This window comes from Bradyrhizobium sp. 26S5 (assembly GCF_036923295.1).
GTDB lineage: Bacteria > Pseudomonadota > Alphaproteobacteria > Rhizobiales > Xanthobacteraceae > Bradyrhizobium > Bradyrhizobium septentrionale.
The window spans coordinates 597,107-613,810 of the sequence record NZ_CP145948.1 but is presented as its reverse complement, the minus strand read 5'-3'; the positions used below and the strand labels follow the sequence as shown (position 1 = coordinate 613,810).

The following is a 16,704-nucleotide window of genomic DNA, read 5'->3' as shown; positions in this document are numbered from 1 at the left end:
ACATGGACGAAGGACCTAGTTGCCCCGTTGCGCGCCACTCAGGCGCTGCAGCGGGATTCTCGAACTGCATGACATTTGGAAATGCCGCTGCTCACGGCAGCGGAGACGTGCGCGCCTGACGGCTCCGCGTCCCTCCGCCGTGCCCCAGAGGGCGGCGAGGAGACGCGAAATGACCGAAACCACGACCACCCCAACCGCCATTCTCGATACCGCGCATGCCGGCGACATCCACGGCGCGCTCGGCAGCATCGCCCGCGACGACACCGCGCCGCGCGCGACCTGGCTGGCCCGGCTGAAGACACTGCTCGCGATCGTCGGGCCCGGCCTGATCGTGATGGTCGGCGACAATGATGCCGGCGCCTTCGGCACCTACACCCAGGCCGGACAGAATTACGGCACCACGCTGCTGTGGACGCTGCTGCTCCTGATCCCGGTGCTCTATGTCAACCAGGAGATGGTGGTGCGGCTCGGCGCGGTCACCGGAGTCGGCCATGCGCGGCTGATCTTCGAGCGCTTCGGCAAGTTCTGGGGCACCTTCAGCGTCATCGACCTCTTGGTGCTGAACGCGCTGACCATCGTCACCGAATTCATCGGCATCACGCTCGCGCTGAGCTTTCTCGGCGTCTCGCAGTTCTGGGGCGTATTGGCCTCAGCTGGAATCGTGATGCTGGCGGTCTCGACCGGAGACTTCCGCCGCTTCGAACGCTTCGGCATCGTGCTGGTGGTCGGCAGCCTGCTGCTGGTGCCCGTCATCCTGATGGTGCATCCGCCGATCGGGCAGATCGCGGCCGATTTCTTCGTACCGAAGATGCCGCACGACGCCAGGCTCAGCGAGGTGATGCTGCTGATCGTCGCCATCGTCGGCACCACGGTGGCGCCATGGCAATTGTTCTTCCAGCAGAGCTACATCGTCGACAAGCGGATCACGCCGCGCTTCATCCGCTATGAGCGGATGGATCTGTGCATCGGCATCGCGCTGGTGGTGGTCGGCGCCGTGGCGATGATCTCGTTCTGTGCGGCGGTGTTCGCCGGACGGCCCGAATTCGGCAATTACACCGACGCGCTGGGAACCGCGGTCGGGCTCGAGAAATATGCCGGCCGGCTGCCGGCGGTGCTGTTCGCCCTCGCGCTGCTCGATGCCTGCATCATCGGCGCGGCGGCGGTCTCGCTCGCAACGGCTTACGCGATCGGCGACGTGTTCGCGGTCAAGCACTCGCTGCATCGCAAGCCGTGGGATGCGAAGGGCTTCTACACCGTCTATTGCGGCCTGATCGTGCTCGCCGCCGTGCTGGTGCTGACGCCGGGTACGCCGCTCGGGCTGCTCACCAACGCGGTGCAAACGCTGGCCGGCGTGCTGTTGCCCAGCGCAACCGTGTTCCTGCTCCTGCTGTGCAATGACCGCCACATCCTTGGGCCCTGGGCCAATTCGACCAAACTGAACCTGTTCACGGGCGCGGTGGTCGCGGCATTGGTGATGCTGTCGGTGATCCTGACCGCGGCGGTGCTATTCCCCGACCTCGGCGAGCAATGGATCATCGGCATCCTCGTCGGCGGCAGCGGGCTTGCGCTCGCGCTCACCGCGCTCGTCAAGCTGTACGAGATGTCGTCGCACCGTAACGCCTCCTTCCGCCCCAAGCTGAAGCCGCCGCTGTTCGACCGCGACAGCTGGCGGATGCCGCCGCTCGACCGGCTGCCAAAGGCGCGCCTCAGCCCGCTGAGCCGGATCTGGATGCTGGTGCTGCGTGGCTATCTGGTCGTCGCCGCCGGTCTCGTGCTGCTGCGGATCGTCCAGCTCGCCACGGTGGGAGCGTGACCGCGCCTGGCCGCAGACGGCGATGGGGCGCGATCGTGTTGCTCAGGCTGGCAAGCGCCATCCTGCGCGGCGCGACCGCGCTCTATCAGCGACGCGTGATTTCAGACGCCGGGATGCGGACAGCGCTGTCCATGGCGCGATGTGTCGAACGGGCTGGCGCACGGGTCGTGCTCGGCGGCACAGCGCAACCGGCGTTCGGCAAAACAAGGGACGAAGACGATGGTGGTGTCGATTGATCGGGTCGTGCCCTCGACCTGTTCGCCGCGGAGGCGCGGCCGATCGCAGCGGACAAGGCATGCCAGCTGGCGCTGTTACGTGACTGTCATGGTGGCGTGCAAATCGAGGAGGTATCTGGGGCGCCTCAGTTGCTATTGCGAATTATTTGCAATAAGCAACAGGGATGCTAGGTGCTGATCTGGCTTTGGATGGACCGACACGGATCGGACCGGGGACGGCGGGCGATGATTTCAAATCTCGGGTGGCAAGCGGCCGCCAAATCTGCAGTGATGCCGGGCGAAACCGCCAACCGTTCGCCGAAAGCCGCGTCATGACCTGCGTCCGCCTCTTCCGGGTTCAGATCGCCGCCGGCGCAGCGCTCGGCGCGGCCACCCTCGGCACGCCGGCGACTGCGGCCGATCTGGCGCTCAAGTCTCCTGCCGCCAAGGCGGTCTACAGCTGGACCGGTTTCTATGTCGGCGCCCATGTCGGCTATGGCGACGGCACGCTCGGCCCCGGCACCAACCCAATTCTGGAACAGGGCGTGTTCTTTCCGCCCACGATCACCGGCGGGATCGGCGGCTTCCAGGTTGGATACAACAAGGAATTCGCCAACCGCTTCGTGCTCGGCGTCGAGGCCGACGCGACGTTCACCGGCCCGACCGACCTGCCGCGGCGCAGGCTCGGCCCGTTCAACTCGTCGATCGACTATGTCGGCACGGTGCGCGGCCGTGCCGGCTACAGCTTCGGCACCTGGATGCCCTATGTCACCGGCGGCTTCGCCTGGGGACACAGCCAGGTCAGGGTCAACGACACCGACGGCGAGGTGATCTCGGAGCCCGGCCAGTACCAGACCGGCTGGACCGCCGGCGCCGGCGCCGAGTTTGCGGTGAGCGGCAATTGGACCGCCAAGGTCGAATACGACTACATCGACCTGTCGCGCCGCACGCTCGGTCTCGCCGACTTCGGCATGCCCGGCGTCAGCATCGATCCGCGCATTCACCTGCTGAAATTCGGCCTGAACTACCAGTTCGGCGACTCGCCATGGTCGGCGACGCCGGCGCAGACCTTGCTGCCTGAATCCACCGACTGGAGCGTGCACGCGCAGACGACGCTGCTCCCGCAGGGCTACGCCTCGTTCCGCGCGCCGTATTCCGGCACCAACAGCCTTCCGGGCGCCGGGCAGATGCAGCAGACCTGGACCACCACGGCATTTCTCGGCGTGCGGCTCTGGGAGGGCGGCGAGTTCTACTTCAATCCGGAAACGGCGCAGGGCTTTGGCCTCAACGGCACGCTCGGCCTCGCCGGCTTCTCCAACGGCGAAGCGCAGAAGGCCGGCGCGCCATACCCGAAGATCCGGCCGCAGCGCTACTACTTCAAGCAGACCTTCGGCTTCGGCGGCGAGCAGGAAGACGTCGCCGACGGTCCGAACCAGATCGCGGGCAAGCGCGACATCGACCGCCTCACGGTCGTGGTCGGGCGCTTTGCGGTCGGCGACTTCTTCGACGGCAATTCCTACGCCAAGGACCCGCGCGCCGACTTCATGAACTGGGCGATGTGGGTTTCTGCCGCCTACGACTTCCCGGCCGACCTGCCCGGCTATACCCGCGGCGCCGTGGTCGAGCTCAACCGCAAGGACTGGGCGGTGCGCGCCGGCGTGTTCCAGGTGCCGAATGCGCCGAACAGCGACGTCCTGGTGTTCAACACCGGCGGCGCGGTGGTGGAGTTCGAGGGCCGCTATTCGATCTTCGACCAACCCGGCAAACTGCGCGTCGGCGTGTTCGGCAATCGCGGCAACACCGGCAATTACCGCCAAGCGCTCGCGATCGAGGACGCCAATCCGGGGCTCGACATCAACGACGTGATGGCAAGCATCCGCAAGGACAATTTGAAATACGGCTTCTATCTGAACGGCGAGCAGCAGATCGCAACCGACGTCGGCCTGTTTGGCCGCCTCAGCTGGAACGACGGCCAGAACGAGATCCTGTCGTTCACCGATGTCGACCGCAGCATCTCCGGCGGCCTGTCGATCAAGGGCAGCCGCTGGGGACGGGCCAACGACACGATCGGCATCGGCGGCGCGGTCAACGGGCTGTCAGCCGCGCATCACGACTATCTCGCCGCCGGCGGCCTTGGCCTCCTGATCGGCGACGGCGCGCTGAACTACAGCCCGGAGCGGATCTTCGAGACCTACTACGCCTATCAGGTGAACAAGAACCTGACCTTGACCGCGGACTATCAGTTCATCACCAACCCCGCCTACAACGCCGACCGCGGCCCGGTGCACATCTTCTCCGGCCGCATCCACGGGGAGTTTTGAGACGCGCAATCTCCCCACGTCGTCCCGGCGAAAGCCGGGACCCATAACCACCGCTGTATGTGGTTATGGCAGGCCGGGGCCACAGCGAGGCAAATACAACACCCTGTGGTTATGGGTCCCGGCCTGCGCCGGGACGACAGTGAATTTGCCGCGCCGTTCTTCGCAATGATGTCTCGGAGCTAGCTAGCGTAGATGGGGTAACGGGCCGGCCGCCCGCTCGCTACGGCGCGATTTGGAAGCGCGCTCGCGAGCGGCCTGTTGGTTGGAAGGCGGTCGTCCCTCAAACTGATGGTGTCAATAAACGGAGTCGGGCAAGCCCGCTCCAAGCATCATTAAGGGACGACCATGTACCACTATGCAGGAATCGACGTGTCTTTGGAATGCTCGAGCGTCTGCCTTGTCGATGGGACAGGTAAGATTTTGCGCGAGGCGAGGGTTGCGAGTGAGCCGGAGGCCTTGATCACCTGGTTGCGGTCGCTGGGGTTGGTGCTGGAACGGATCGGGCTGGAGGCTGGTCCGCTGTCGCAATGGCTCTACGCAGCGATGCGGGATGCGGGCCTGGCAGTCGAACTGTTGGAGACGCGGCACGTCCGCGATGCCTTCAAGGCGATGCCGGTGAAGTCGGACCGCAACGATGCCCGCGGGATCGCGCAACTGATGCGGCTGGGCTGGTTCCGGCCGGTGCACTGCAAGTCGATCGAAGCGCAGGAGACGCGGGCGGTTCTGACGGCACGCAAGCTGCTGCAGTCCAAGCTGCGCGACATCGAGAACAGCCTGCGCGGCGTGCTCCGCGGCTTCGGTCTGAAGGTCGGCACGACCACCGAGCGCACGTTCGCCGAACGCATCCGGGAGCTCGTAGCGGGCCATCCCGGACTTGAGATCGTGGCACAGGCGCTGCTCGAAGCCCACGCCGTGCTGCGGCGCGAGTTCAATGGCCTGGATAAGCACACCCAAAAGCTCGCCAGGTCGCACCCTCAAGCCCGCCTCCTGATGACGACACCGTCCGTCGGCCCGATCGTGGCGCTTACCTACGCCTCGGCGGTCGACGACCCGAAGCGCTTCCGGTCCTCGAAGGCGACGGGAGCGCATTTTGGCCTCACCCCGAAGAAGTACCAATCGGGCGAAACCGACTATACCGGCCGCATCAGCAAGATCGGCGATGCCTCCGTGCGCGAGGCGCTCTATCAGGCGGCTCACGTCATGCTGACCAAGCCGGTCAGGAACTGCTCGGCGCTGAAAGGCTGGGCGATGCGGATCGCCCGGCGCGCAGGCCTGCGCAAGGCCAAGGTGGCGCTCGCACGCAAGCTCGCCGTCGTTCTGCATCGCATGCTCGCCGACGCCAAACCGTTCAACCCGATGGCCAAGGCCTCGGCAACCTAAGCAAGGAGCAGCAATCGGTTCTGGGCGGGCCACGACACCAGGCTCTCCCTGAGCGAGGTCCCTGCGCCGGGACGATGGATCCGGTCAGGCCGCCATCCGGGAAGTGGCTCACAACCACGCTTCCGTAGATTGGCCGGCCGGCTCCTCAATGCACCCCATCAGGCGACGGCCTTCGCGCCGATCCCGTACAGAAGCAAGTGCCCGGCGAGTGGATCACGCAAAAAGGGATTGACTTACAAAGGCCCGTTACAGAAGCCCGGATGAAGCCAACGGGTCGCGCGAACGCGCGCCCGATGACAGGCTCCGCGAAATCCGGGGCTGCTTTATCCGCGCGGCAAAGAATCCCGGATTGCGCTCCGCTCCATCCGGGCTACGGATTCTCAGGCAATGATGGCTGGATTGATCGGGGCGGCAAAAGCCCTCTCCCCACTCAGATATATGTAGACCCCCCGGGCTTGCCGCAAGCCCGGGGTCATCCCGTAGAACGCGCGCCCAATCGAACCGAGGGAGCGCGCGGGATGAACGAACATCAGGTGGTGATATCAGGCGGAGGTCCGACCGGGCTGATGCTGGCGGGGGAACTGGCACTGGCTGATATCGACGTGGCGATTGTCGAGCGGCGCGCCAGCCAGGACCTCACCGGTTCGCGCGCCGGCGGCCTGCATGCACGAACGCTCGAGGTGTTCGACCAGCGCGGCATCGCGGATCGGTTCGTCTCCGAAGGAAAGCGCCATCCAGTCGTGCACGTCCACCCGATGCCGCTCGACCTCAGCGACTTTCCGACCCGGCACAATTACACGCTCGCGCTCTGGCAGAACCATATCGAGCGCATCCTGGCCGGATGGGTCGGCGAGCTCCGTGTGCCGATCTATCGCCAACGTGAGGTGACCGGCTTTGCGCAGCACGACGCCGGCGTCGACATCGCGCTGTCTGACGGGCATTCGCTGCGAGCGCAGTATCTCGTCGGCTGCGACGGAGGACGCAGCCTGATCCGCAAGACAGCGAGCATCGAGTTCCCCGGCTGGAATCCGACCACGAGCTGGCTGATCGCGGAAGCGCAGATGTCCGAGGAGCCGCCATTTGGCTTCCGCCACGATACCGCCGGCATCCACGGGATCGGCAAGCTCGAGGACGGGCGCGGCATACGCTTGGTGCTGACCGAGCGGCAGTTGCAGACCACGGAGCCTGGCTTGAGCGATGTGCGCGCAGCGCTGATCGCCGTCTACGGAACTGATTTCGGGATCAACAATCCGACCTGGATTTCACGATTTACCGACATGGCACGTCAGGCCGCCGCCTACCGCGACCGGCGCGTCCTGCTCGCCGGTGACGCCGCGCATGTGCATGCGCCGATGGGTGGACAGGGGCTCAATATCGGCGTGCAGGATGCGGTGAACCTGGGGTGGAAACTGGCACAAGTGATCATGGGCATTTCACCTGACGGTCTGCTCGACAGCTATCACGCTGAACGCCATCCGATCGGCGTCCGCGTGCTGCGCAACACGTTGGCGCAGGTCGCGCTTCGCCGCACCGACGACCGCAGCAAGGCGCTGGACGAGTTCGTGTCCGAACTGCTCAGAATGGACGAACCGCGCAAGCGCCACGCCGGCATGATGTCCGGGCTGGACATTCGTTACGGCCTTGCCGACGGCCATCCGCTGCTTGGACGCCGCATGCCGGATCTCGATCTGGTCCTGCCTGACGGTGGGGTTCGGGTCTTCGCCCTACTGCACGAAGCCCGGCCGCTGCTGATCAATTTTGGTGGCCTCGGTACCATCGATAGCACTGGATGGCCCGACCGGATTCAGCGGATCGACGCGACATACAACGGCGCGTGGGAGCTTCCGGTGCTCGGAACCGTTCCGACGCCGGCCGCGGTTCTGGTGCGGCCCGACGGATATGTGGCGTGGGTTGGCGAGCGAACGCAGGTAGGACTGACCGAGGCGCTGACCAAATGGTTCGGCGTGACTGCTGCGTGAACAGATGGAGTCTAAGCGGTAGCAGCATCGGGACTGCGTCACCTCTCCCGCTTGCGGGAGAGGTGAACCGAAACCGCTACCGCCCTACCCCGCCGGCTGGAACGAATCCGCGCGCGCCATCGCCCAGGCGTCGCGGTAGCGGCGGTCCTGGGTGCCATCGAGCAACTCGCCGGGGCGCAGCGCCGGATAGAGCTCGGCGAAGGAGGAGACCTCGGTGGTCGATCTCCGCTGCGAGAAGTGGATCGGCCGCAGATCCTTGGTGTGCTCGAGGCCGGCGGCCGCGAGCAGCTCGGTCAGCGCGTGCAGCGTGTTGTGGTGGTAATTGTACACGCGCTCGATCTTGTCGGGCACGTAGAGCGCGCGGTTGCGGATCGGATCCTGCGTCGTCACGCCGGTCGGGCAGCGGTCGGTGTGGCAGCTCAGCGACTGGATGCAGCCAAGCGAGAACATGAAGCCGCGCGCCGAATTGCACCAGTCGGCCCCGATCGCCATCGCGCGCGCCATGTCGAAGGCGGTCGCGATCTTGCCGGAGGCGCCGATCCTGATGCGGTCGCGCGCGCCGATGCCGACCAGCGCGTTATGGACGAAATTGACGCCCTCGCGCATCGGCATGCCCAAATGATCCATGAATTCGAGCGGCGCGGCGCCGGTGCCGCCCTCATTGCCGTCGACCACGATGAAGTCGGGATAGAGCCCGCTCTCCTTCATCGCCTTGCAGATCGCCAGGAATTCCCAGGGATGGCCGATGCACATCTTGAAGCCGGCCGGCTTGCCGCCCGACAGCTTGCGCATCTGGGCGACGAATTCCATCATCTGCAGCGGCGTCGAGAACGCCTTGTGATAGGCCGGCGAGATGCAGTCCTCGCCCATCGGCACGCCCCTGATCTTGGAGATCTCCTCCGACACCTTCGCGGCCGGCAGCACGCCGCCGTGGCCGGGCTTGGCGCCCTGGCTGATCTTGAGCTCGACCATCTTGATCTGGTCGTCGCCCGAGACGCTTGCGAACAGCTCCGGATTGAAGGTGCCGTCGCGGTTGCGGCAGCCGAAATAGCCGGAGCCGACCTCCCAGATGATGTCGCCGCCCATCTCGCGGTGATAGGGGCTGACGCCGCCCTCGCCGGTGTCATGGGCGAAGCCGCCCTTCTTGGCGCCGGCATTGAGCGCCCGCACCGCGTTCGGGCTGAGCGCGCCAAAACTCATCGCCGAGATGTTGAAGACTGAGGCCGAATACGGCCTGGTGCAGTCGGGACCGCCGATGGTGATGCGGAATTTCTGGTCGGCATGCGGCTTCGGCGCCACCGAATGGTGCATCCACTCATAGCCCTCGCGGTAGACGTCCTCCTGGGTGCCGAACGGCCGCTTGTCGAGCACCATCTTGGCGCGCTGATAGACCACCGCGCGGGTGTCGCGCGAGAACGGCATGCCGTCCTTCTCGCTCTCGAAGAAATACTGCCGCATCTCCGGGCGGATTTCCTCGAGCAGGAAGCGGACATGCGCCGAGATCGGATAGTTGCGCAGCACCGCGTGGCCCTTCTGGGTGAGGTCGCGGATGCCGAGCAATGTCAGCGCGCCGAAGATGATCAGCGGGATCAGAACGATCTTGAACACCTTGGGATCGAAAATCCCGACCAGCAGCAGGAGCGCGGTGACGACGGCGCAGATCGTCAGCACGATGAAGCGTGGCGAGAACGGAAGCAGTATCGTGTCCATGGAAACCCTCAACCGGTCTGCCTGAAATCCCCTGTCGGCCGCGAGCCTAATCCAACTCGCGGAACAAGTGCACCACGGTTATACGGCCGAGCAGTCACAGATGTGACAACCGCCCGGATGGGCGGTTGCCGGTCATGATCGTTCAATTTGATCCCATCTGTTGCAGTGCAACGAAGGGGGTTGCGTGAAGACTGCGCTCCCTCTCCCGCTTGCGGGGGAGGGTTGGGGTGGGGGTGCCTCCACACGCGAGGCTCTTTCCGTAGAGAAAGCCCCCACCCGCATTGCATCTACGATGCTATGCGACCTCCCCCGCAAGCGGGAGAGGTGAAAGCGCCGTTCGCTTAATGGTCGTGCGGCTGTAGCTCGTGCGGAATGCGGCCCGCCTTCAGGCCATCGCTCTCCAGCCACGCGTTGGTGGTGTCGAGGGCGCGTGCGATATGATCCGAGGTCCGCGAGAAATCGTAGGGCGACCCGACCAGCGGGCAGAGCGGCGGTACGACGAAATACTCGACATCGGGGCCGATGTTCTCGAGCTCATTGACGAGCTGCCGCGCGATCAGAAGCGTCAGCGCATGCAGCGCGTTGGCAAGCGCGCCGACCGGCGGCGCCTGGTTGGCGCAGGCGTGCCCGGTCGGCAGCACGATCAGGCGCTTCGCCCCATGCTTCACGGCGACGCGGACCGGCGTGTTGCTGGAGATCGCCCCATCGGCCAGGAAGCGATCGCGATAACGCACCGGCGTGAACGCGCCGGGGATCGCGGTCGATGCCACGATCGCCTCCGCCGTCGAGCCTTCCGACAGCACCACGCTGTCGCCGCTGATGATGTCGGTGGTGACGATGTGGATCGGGATCCGCGCGTCCTGAAGATTGCGGAACGGGATGTGGTCGTCGATCAGCTTGCGAACGCCGTCATGCGGGATCAGGAAGTCGCGCCGCCACAGGAAACCGACCAGCGTCTTCCAGGTCACCGGAAACACGTCATTCCGGTTCAGGCCGCGCCAGATCTCGGCGAGCCGCGCGACGCCCGCGACCGTCGGGTCGCCGGCATAGAACGCGCCGTTCAGCGCGCCGACACTGGAGCCGACCACCATGTCAGCGGCCACGCCGTGGGCAGCCAGTGCCTGCAGCATGCCGACCTGGACCGCGCCAAAGCTGCCGCCGCCGGCAAACACAAAGGCGGTCTTCGGGGCATCCGGATCGGTGATGGACAAGGTGCAGCTCCCTTACTCGCCGCGTTCGGGAAACGGCTGCGCGGCGTTGGGGGCGTTATAGCAGCGCGGGAATGCTGCGTACCACAAACACTGTCGTCGTCCCGGCGAAGGCCGGGACCCATCACCACACATGCAAAGGCTGGAGCCCGATGGGGCCCCAGCCTTCGTCAAATCGGTAGCGGTGGTTATGGGTCCCGGCTCGCGCGGAGCCTGTCATCGGGCGCGCATTCGCGCGACCCGTTGGCTTGGCCGGGACGACAAGGATCAGCGCTCGACGAACGCCTTCTCGATCACGAAGTGACCGGGCGTGTTGCCGCTGCCTTCCTTGAAGCTGCGGGTCTCGAACAGCTGCTTCAGCTCTTCCAGCATGCCCGGGCTGCCGCACATCATGATGCGGTCGGTCTCGATGTCGAGCGGGCCCTGGTGCAGGTCGGTGAACAGCTGGTTGGAGGTGATCAGGTCGGTGATGCGGCCGCGGTTGCGGAACGGCTCGCGCGTCACGGTCGGATAGTACGACAGCTTCTCGGACAGCAGCGGCCCGAACAATTCGTCGTCGCGCAGCTTGGCGACCAGCTCCTCGCCATAGGCGAGCTCGGAGACCTGGCGGCAGCCATGCACCAGCAGGATCTGATCGTAGCGATCATAGACCTCGGGGTCCTTGATCAGGCTGGCGAACGGCGCGAGGCCGGTGCCGGTCGACAGCAGCATCAGCCGCTTGCCGGGAATGAGATTGTCGGTGATCAGCGTGCCGGTCGCCTTGCGGCCGACCAGGATGGTGTCGCCCTCGCGGATCTTCTGCAGCTTGGAGGTGAGCGGGCCGTCCTGCACCTTGATCGAGAAGAACTCGAGCTCTTCCTCGTGATTGGCGCTCGCCATCGAATAGGCGCGCAGCAGTGGCCGGCCGTCGACCTCGAGGCCGATCATGGCAAACTGCCCGTTCTGGAAGCGGAAACCGGAATCACGGGTCGCCCGGAAGCTGAAAAGCGTATCGGTCCAGTGCTGAACGGAAAGAACTTTCTCTCGATAGAACGCGCTCATGTGTTTTCGTTTTCTCGACTGACCAGATTTAGAATGGTTTGATTTCTAGACTGCTCGCGACGGCGCAGAAGTGGCCAAAATCACTGAAGATCTCGCGTGTCCATTGCGCCTATACGTGAGATAGTCAAGATCAACTGGCGTGCAATTGCGATCTCGGAATGGCAGTCGTTCGATTTCGCGCAGAGGTTCAACCACGACATCGTTAACGCGTGGTGCTGCACGTAATTTACTTGCTGATATCCGCGCCGATCTGGCAAATAATTGCTACGAAAACCGCGGCGAAGGGAAAATGATCTCGTGGTCCTGATCAGCCAGCGAATCTTCCTGGAAACCATCAAAAAATATTGTCTGGCGCGCGGAATCGCGGTCGAGGTGCGCTCCAGCGGCTGGCTGGTCATCATGACCAGGGGCAGCGAACGGCGGCTCGTGATCGGCTACGACATCGGGCTGAACAGCGCGGTCGCGCATCAGGTCGCCAACGACAAATCGGCCTGCGCCGAGGTGCTGGCATCGGCCGGCGTATCAGCCACTCCGCACACGCTGGTTCTCGGCGCGAAGCTCAGCAAGCACATCCCGGGATCGGACTCGCTGGAGGCGATGCAGCGTCTGCTCGACGAGCATCCGCGCGGGCTTGTCGTCAAACCCAACGAGGGGACATCCGGCGAGCTCGTCTTTCGCGTCACGACGCGCGGGCAGTTGGAGACCGCGGTCGCGCGCATCCTGGCCGCGCATCCGAGCCTTGCGATCTCGCCTTACGTCGAGATCGAGGACGAGGTGCGCGTGGTGCTGCTCGATGATCGCGCGCTGATCGTCTACGGCAAGACGCGCCCGTCGGTGATTGGCGACGGCGTCCATTCGCTGCGCGCGCTGGCGCAGGCGACCGCGACGGCGGAGCAGCTCGAGACCATCACCGAGGATTTTGACGCCGCCGCGCTCGACGCCATTCCACCGGCCGGCGAGCGGCGGCTGTTGAACTGGCGGCACAATCTCGATGCCGGCGCCGAGCCCGTGCTGCTCACTGACGACGCGACGCGTGAGGCCTGCGTCGCGCTCGCGATCAAGGCCGCGCAGGCCGTCGGCATCCGCTTTGCCTCAATCGACGTCGTGCGCGCCGACCGCGCGTGGCAAATCCTCGAGGTGAATTCCGGGGTGAAGATGGAAGCGCTGGGCCGCCGGCATCCGGCGCTGGTCGAGGCGGCGTATTCGGCGGCGCTGGATCAGGTGTTCGCGTAACTTCGTCGTCCCGGCCTAGTGCGCAATTGCCCACTAGGCCGGGACGACACGGGTGTTTACCCTACTGGTTCTCGTCGAGCACCTTGAAGGCCTCTTCGAGTTGCGGCGAGATCGCGACGTTGAGCTTCTCGCCGGTCGGCAGGCGGGCGACGAACCACTTGTTGTAGAGCGGGACGATGTCGCGGTTCGAGGCGAGCTTGCGGAATGCGCGCTCGACCACCTCCTTCATCTGCGGCTCGCCCTTGCGGTACATGATGCCGTAGGGATCGTAAGACAGATAGTCGCCGGTGACCCGGAACTTGTCCTGCGACTTGTGCCGCGCGATCAGGCCGTAGAGCAGGATGTCGTCGGTCGCGAACGCATCCGCCTTGCCGTCCACCAGCATCTGGTAGGACTGCTCGTGGTCGGGCGAGGTGACGATGTTGAGGCCGAGCTGTTGCTTGGCGTCGACATTGTGCATCGCCTGCTCGTTGGTGGTGCCCTTGGTCACCACCACCGTCTTGCCCTTCAGGTCACCGACCTGGGTGACGCCCGAGGCCTTCGGCACCATCAGCTTGGTGCCGGCCACGAACATCAGCGGCGAGAACGCGACCAGCTTGCCGCGCTCGGCATTCGCCGTGGTCGATCCGCATTCGAGATCGATCTTCTTGTCGACAACCGCCGGAATGCGGTCGTCGGAAGTGACCTTGACATAGTCGACCTTGAGGTTGGCGTCGTCGACCTCGGTCCCGATCTCCTCGACGATCGCATCGCACAGCTCGAGACTGTAGCCGATCGGACGGTTCGAGTGGTCGAGGAACGAGAACGGCGGCGAGCTCTCGCGATAGCCGATCCGCACCGTGTGCGTGGCCTTGATGTTGGCGAGCGTGGGGCTGAGCCCCTCGCCCGCCGGCTGTGCGGACACCGGTGCGGCGAGCAGGCTTGCTGCCAGCAAACATGCTGACAGCAGTAGCCTCTCAGCCCGTATCGGCCTCCAGCGGGCGCGATGCATGCATACCTCCCGTCAATGGCCGGCCATCACGGCGCCGGGCACCGCATCCTGCGGCACCGCGTCGTCGGGCCCGAGCTCGTGCTCGGCCTTCAGCTCGCCCTCCCACTTCGCAACCACCGCGGTCGCCAGCGAGTTGCCGATCACGTTGGTGGCACTGCGGCCCATGTCGAGGAAGGTGTCGATGCCCATGATCATCAATAGCCCGGCCTCGGGGATGTTGAACTGCGCCAGCGTCGAGGCGATCACCACCAGCGAGGCGCGCGGCACGCCGGCCACGCCCTTCGAGGTGATCATCAAGGTCGCCAGCATCGCGAGCTGCGTACCGAGCGACATCTCGATGTGGTAGGTCTGCGCGATGAAGATGCTCGCGAAGGTGCAGTACATCATCGTGCCGTCGAGGTTGAAGGAATAACCGAGCGGCAGCACGAAGGCCGAGATGCGCGAGGAGGCGCCGAACCGGTTCAGCCCCTCCAGCGTCTTCGGATAGGCCGCCTCCGAAGAGGCGGTCGAGAACGCGATCATCAGCGGCTCGCGGATCAGCCGCAGCAGGTGGCTGTAGCGTGGCCCGATCGCGATGAACCCGACGATGACCAGAATGCTCCACAGGATCAGCAGCGACAGATAGAAGCCGCCCATGAAGACGATGAGCTTCCAGAGCACGCCGAGGCCGTTCTTCGAGACGGTGGCCATGATCGCGGCCCACACCGCGAGCGGGGCGAACAGCATCACATAACCCGTGACCTTGAGCATGATATGCGCGAGGTCGTCGATCAGGCCCATGATCGGCTTGGCCCGCTCAGGCATGGCGCCGAGCGCGACCGCGAAGAACACCGCGAACACCACAATCTGCAGGATCTCGTTCTGCGCCATCGCGTCCGCAATCGAGGTCGGGATCAAATGGGTCAAGAATTTTTCAAAGGAGAAAGCCGACACCGGCAGGCCGGTCGACTGCGCCTTGTCGGGCAGCGTGCCGGGGAAGTTGGCGCCGGGCTGCAGCAAATTGACCATCACGAGGCCGAGCAGCAGCGAGACAAATGATGCGGTGACGAACCAGCCCATGGTCTTGGCGAAGATGCGGCCGAGACGGGCGCCGCTTCCCATATGGGCAATACCGCCGACGAGGGTTGCGAACACCAGCGGCGCGATGATCATCTTGATCAGGCGCAGGAACAGCATCGCGATCAAATTGACGTCTGCTGCGATCTCGGCACGGCTGTCAGGAAAGTAGTTGAAGACAATCGTCCCCATCGCGATGCCAAGGACCATCGCAATCAGGATGTACTGCGTAAACCTGTTCGACATTCTCTTACCCCCGTAAGTTCCCGACGAACGGCAAGTGTGGCAGATTTACGCAGCTAAGCAACACGCTTCGCGCCGAGCGGGCCTTTGCCGAAATGTTCCCGTTGTGGAATGCCAGCGCGAGGACTAGCGTTCATGCAGCGCACAATCTGTGCAGAGAGCTGCGCGCACCGCAGTCAAACTGCATGCGAAACGACCAACGCGAGGGGAGACACCGCCAATGAACGACACCGTCAATCGCCAGATCCTGCTTGTTGAAAAGCCCACCGGCAAGCTTGGCCCCGAGCATTTCCGTCTGACCAAGGGTGCGATCCCCGAGCCGAAGGACGGCGAGGCGCTGGTGCGAACGCGCTACATCTCGCTCGACGCCGCCAACCGCGCCTGGATGCACGGCGCCACCTACCGCGCCGCGGTCGAGGCCAACACCGTGATGGCCGGCGGCGGCATCGCCGAGGTGGTGGCGTCGAAGGACCCCGGCCTGAAGCCGGGCGACATCGTGTTCGGCGACACCGGCTGGCAGGATTTTGCCGCGGTGCCCGCGCGGCATCTGACCAAGATGCCGAAGCTCGAGCCGATGACGCATCTGCTCAGCGTGTACGGCATCGCCGGCCTGACCGCCTATTTCGGCCTGCTCCATGTCGGCAAGCCCAAGGAGGGCGAGACCGTGGTGGTGTCGGCCGCCGCGGGCTCGGTCGGCTCGATCGTCGGGCAAATCGCAAAGATCAAGGGCTGCCGGGTGGTCGGCATCGCCGGCGGCAAGGACAAGTGCCACTGGCTGACCTCAGAGCTCGGCTTCGACGCCGCGGTCGACTACAAGGACGGCGCCACTTACAAAGCGCTGCGTGCCGCCGCGCCGAAGGGTATCGACGTCTACTTCGACAATGTCGGCGGCGACATCCTGGAGGCGTGCCTCGCGCAGATGAACAATCGCGGCCGCATCGCCTGTTGCGGTGCGATCTCGCAATATGACGGCGTCCCCTCCGCGCACGGCCCGCGCGGCGTGCCCGGCCTGATCGTGGTGAAGCGGCTCGTCATGCAGGGCTTCATCGTGATGGACTACATGGACCAGAGCCAGGCCGCCCTCGCCGACCTGCAGTCCTGGGTCGCCTCCGGCAAGCTCAAGGTGCAGGAGGACGTGATCGACGGGATCGAGAACACCCCGCAAGCGCTGATCGGGCTCTTGGCCGGCGAGAACCGCGGCAAGCGCATGGTGAAGGTGTAGGCGGCAGAGATAGCTCTCAATTCGTCATCCCCGCGCAAAGGCTTCGCCTTTGGCGTTGGAGGTGCGCCCTTGCGCGCCTCGAAGGATGCACGGCCCGGCTGCGGCAGCGCGGAGAAAGCCGGGCCGTTCGCCCTTCGAGACGGCCGCTTCGCGGCCTCCTCAGGGTGACGGGGAAAGTCTGAAATGGGCGGAGCTACTGGACCGCGCTCGGCCTTCTCTTACCTCGCCCCGCTTGCGGGGAGAGGTCGGATTGCATCGTTAGATGCAATCCGGGTGAGGGGGTACAGGCCTC

11 protein-coding genes are annotated in these 16,704 nt (G+C 64.9%); 6 read left to right on the top strand and 5 right to left on the bottom strand.

The genetic code is table 11. The features are described 5' to 3' along the window. Window positions 1–169 precede the first annotated feature (169 nt). The 4 genes from V5279_RS02780 to V5279_RS02765 all read left to right on the top strand — a co-directional run bounded on the left by V5279_RS02780 (window position 170) and on the right by V5279_RS02765 (window position 7,708). A complete protein-coding gene (locus tag V5279_RS02780) occupies window positions 170–1,813 on the top strand; it encodes an NRAMP family divalent metal transporter (RefSeq protein WP_338694896.1) in 1,644 nt (547 codons plus the stop codon). 547 nt (window positions 1,814–2,360) lie between these two features. Beyond that, window positions 2,361–4,349, top strand: a complete 1,989-nt coding sequence (locus V5279_RS02775; protein WP_338694894.1) for a carbohydrate porin — start codon at window positions 2,361–2,363, stop codon at window positions 4,347–4,349. Between the two features lie 345 nt (window positions 4,350–4,694). Then, complete coding sequence (locus V5279_RS02770; RefSeq protein ID WP_166294930.1) at window positions 4,695–5,729, top strand: IS110 family transposase; 1,035 nt, start codon at window positions 4,695–4,697, stop codon at window positions 5,727–5,729. 518 nt (window positions 5,730–6,247) lie between these two features. Then, on the top strand, window positions 6,248–7,708 hold the full coding sequence (locus tag V5279_RS02765; RefSeq protein WP_338701814.1) for an FAD-dependent monooxygenase: 1,461 nt from the start codon (window positions 6,248–6,250) through the stop codon (window positions 7,706–7,708). Window positions 7,709–7,792: 84 nt separating this feature from the next. Here V5279_RS02765 and V5279_RS02760 read toward each other — a convergent pair whose 3' ends face one another. The 3 genes from V5279_RS02760 to V5279_RS02750 form a co-directional block, all read right to left on the bottom strand. Continuing rightward, window positions 7,793–9,418 (bottom strand): FMN-binding glutamate synthase family protein, encoded by a 1,626-nt coding sequence (locus tag V5279_RS02760; protein ID WP_338694892.1) that lies wholly within the window; start codon window positions 9,416–9,418, stop codon window positions 7,793–7,795. Between the two features lie 341 nt (window positions 9,419–9,759). Continuing rightward, window positions 9,760–10,629, bottom strand: a complete 870-nt coding sequence (locus V5279_RS02755; protein ID WP_338694890.1) for a patatin-like phospholipase family protein — start codon at window positions 10,627–10,629, stop codon at window positions 9,760–9,762. 264 nt (window positions 10,630–10,893) lie between these two features. Beyond that, window positions 10,894–11,667 carry a ferredoxin--NADP reductase gene (locus V5279_RS02750; protein WP_338694888.1) on the bottom strand — a complete coding sequence of 258 codons (774 nt, stop codon included), beginning with the start codon at window positions 11,665–11,667 and terminating at the stop codon, window positions 10,894–10,896. Between the two features lie 297 nt (window positions 11,668–11,964). Between V5279_RS02750 and V5279_RS02745 the strand changes: the two genes are divergently transcribed. Beyond that, window positions 11,965–12,900 carry a RimK-like protein gene (locus tag V5279_RS02745; protein ID WP_338694886.1) on the top strand — a complete coding sequence of 312 codons (936 nt, stop codon included), beginning with the start codon at window positions 11,965–11,967 and terminating at the stop codon, window positions 12,898–12,900. Window positions 12,901–12,961: 61 nt separating this feature from the next. On the opposite strand, the gene V5279_RS02740 is transcribed toward V5279_RS02745, so the two are convergent. Then, window positions 12,962–13,891, bottom strand: coding sequence for an amino acid ABC transporter substrate-binding protein (locus V5279_RS02740; protein ID WP_166299245.1), 930 nt, complete (start codon window positions 13,889–13,891; stop codon window positions 12,962–12,964). Window positions 13,892–13,903: 12 nt separating this feature from the next. Beyond that, a complete protein-coding gene (locus V5279_RS02735) occupies window positions 13,904–15,193 on the bottom strand; it encodes a dicarboxylate/amino acid:cation symporter (RefSeq protein WP_166299246.1) in 1,290 nt (429 codons plus the stop codon). 217 nt (window positions 15,194–15,410) lie between these two features. Here V5279_RS02735 and V5279_RS02730 point away from each other — a divergent pair, with 217 nt between their 5' ends. Further along, window positions 15,411–16,412, top strand: coding sequence for an NADP-dependent oxidoreductase (locus V5279_RS02730; RefSeq protein WP_338694881.1), 1,002 nt, complete (start codon window positions 15,411–15,413; stop codon window positions 16,410–16,412). Window positions 16,413–16,704 lie beyond the last annotated feature (292 nt).

Coding starts and splice junctions, on each gene's coding strand:
- V5279_RS02780 (WP_338694896.1), top strand. CDS start 170: ATGACCGAAACCACGACCACCCCAACCGCCATTCTCGATACCGCGCAT.
- V5279_RS02775 (WP_338694894.1), top strand. CDS start 2,361: ATGACCTGCGTCCGCCTCTTCCGGGTTCAGATCGCCGCCGGCGCAGCG.
- V5279_RS02770 (WP_166294930.1), top strand. CDS start 4,695: ATGTACCACTATGCAGGAATCGACGTGTCTTTGGAATGCTCGAGCGTC.
- V5279_RS02765 (WP_338701814.1), top strand. CDS start 6,248: ATGAACGAACATCAGGTGGTGATATCAGGCGGAGGTCCGACCGGGCTG.
- V5279_RS02760 (WP_338694892.1), bottom strand. CDS start 9,418: ATGGACACGATACTGCTTCCGTTCTCGCCACGCTTCATCGTGCTGACG.
- V5279_RS02750 (WP_338694888.1), bottom strand. CDS start 11,667: ATGAGCGCGTTCTATCGAGAGAAAGTTCTTTCCGTTCAGCACTGGACC.
- V5279_RS02740 (WP_166299245.1), bottom strand. CDS start 13,891: ATGCATCGCGCCCGCTGGAGGCCGATACGGGCTGAGAGGCTACTGCTG.
- V5279_RS02735 (WP_166299246.1), bottom strand. CDS start 15,193: ATGTCGAACAGGTTTACGCAGTACATCCTGATTGCGATGGTCCTTGGC.
- V5279_RS02730 (WP_338694881.1), top strand. CDS start 15,411: ATGAACGACACCGTCAATCGCCAGATCCTGCTTGTTGAAAAGCCCACC.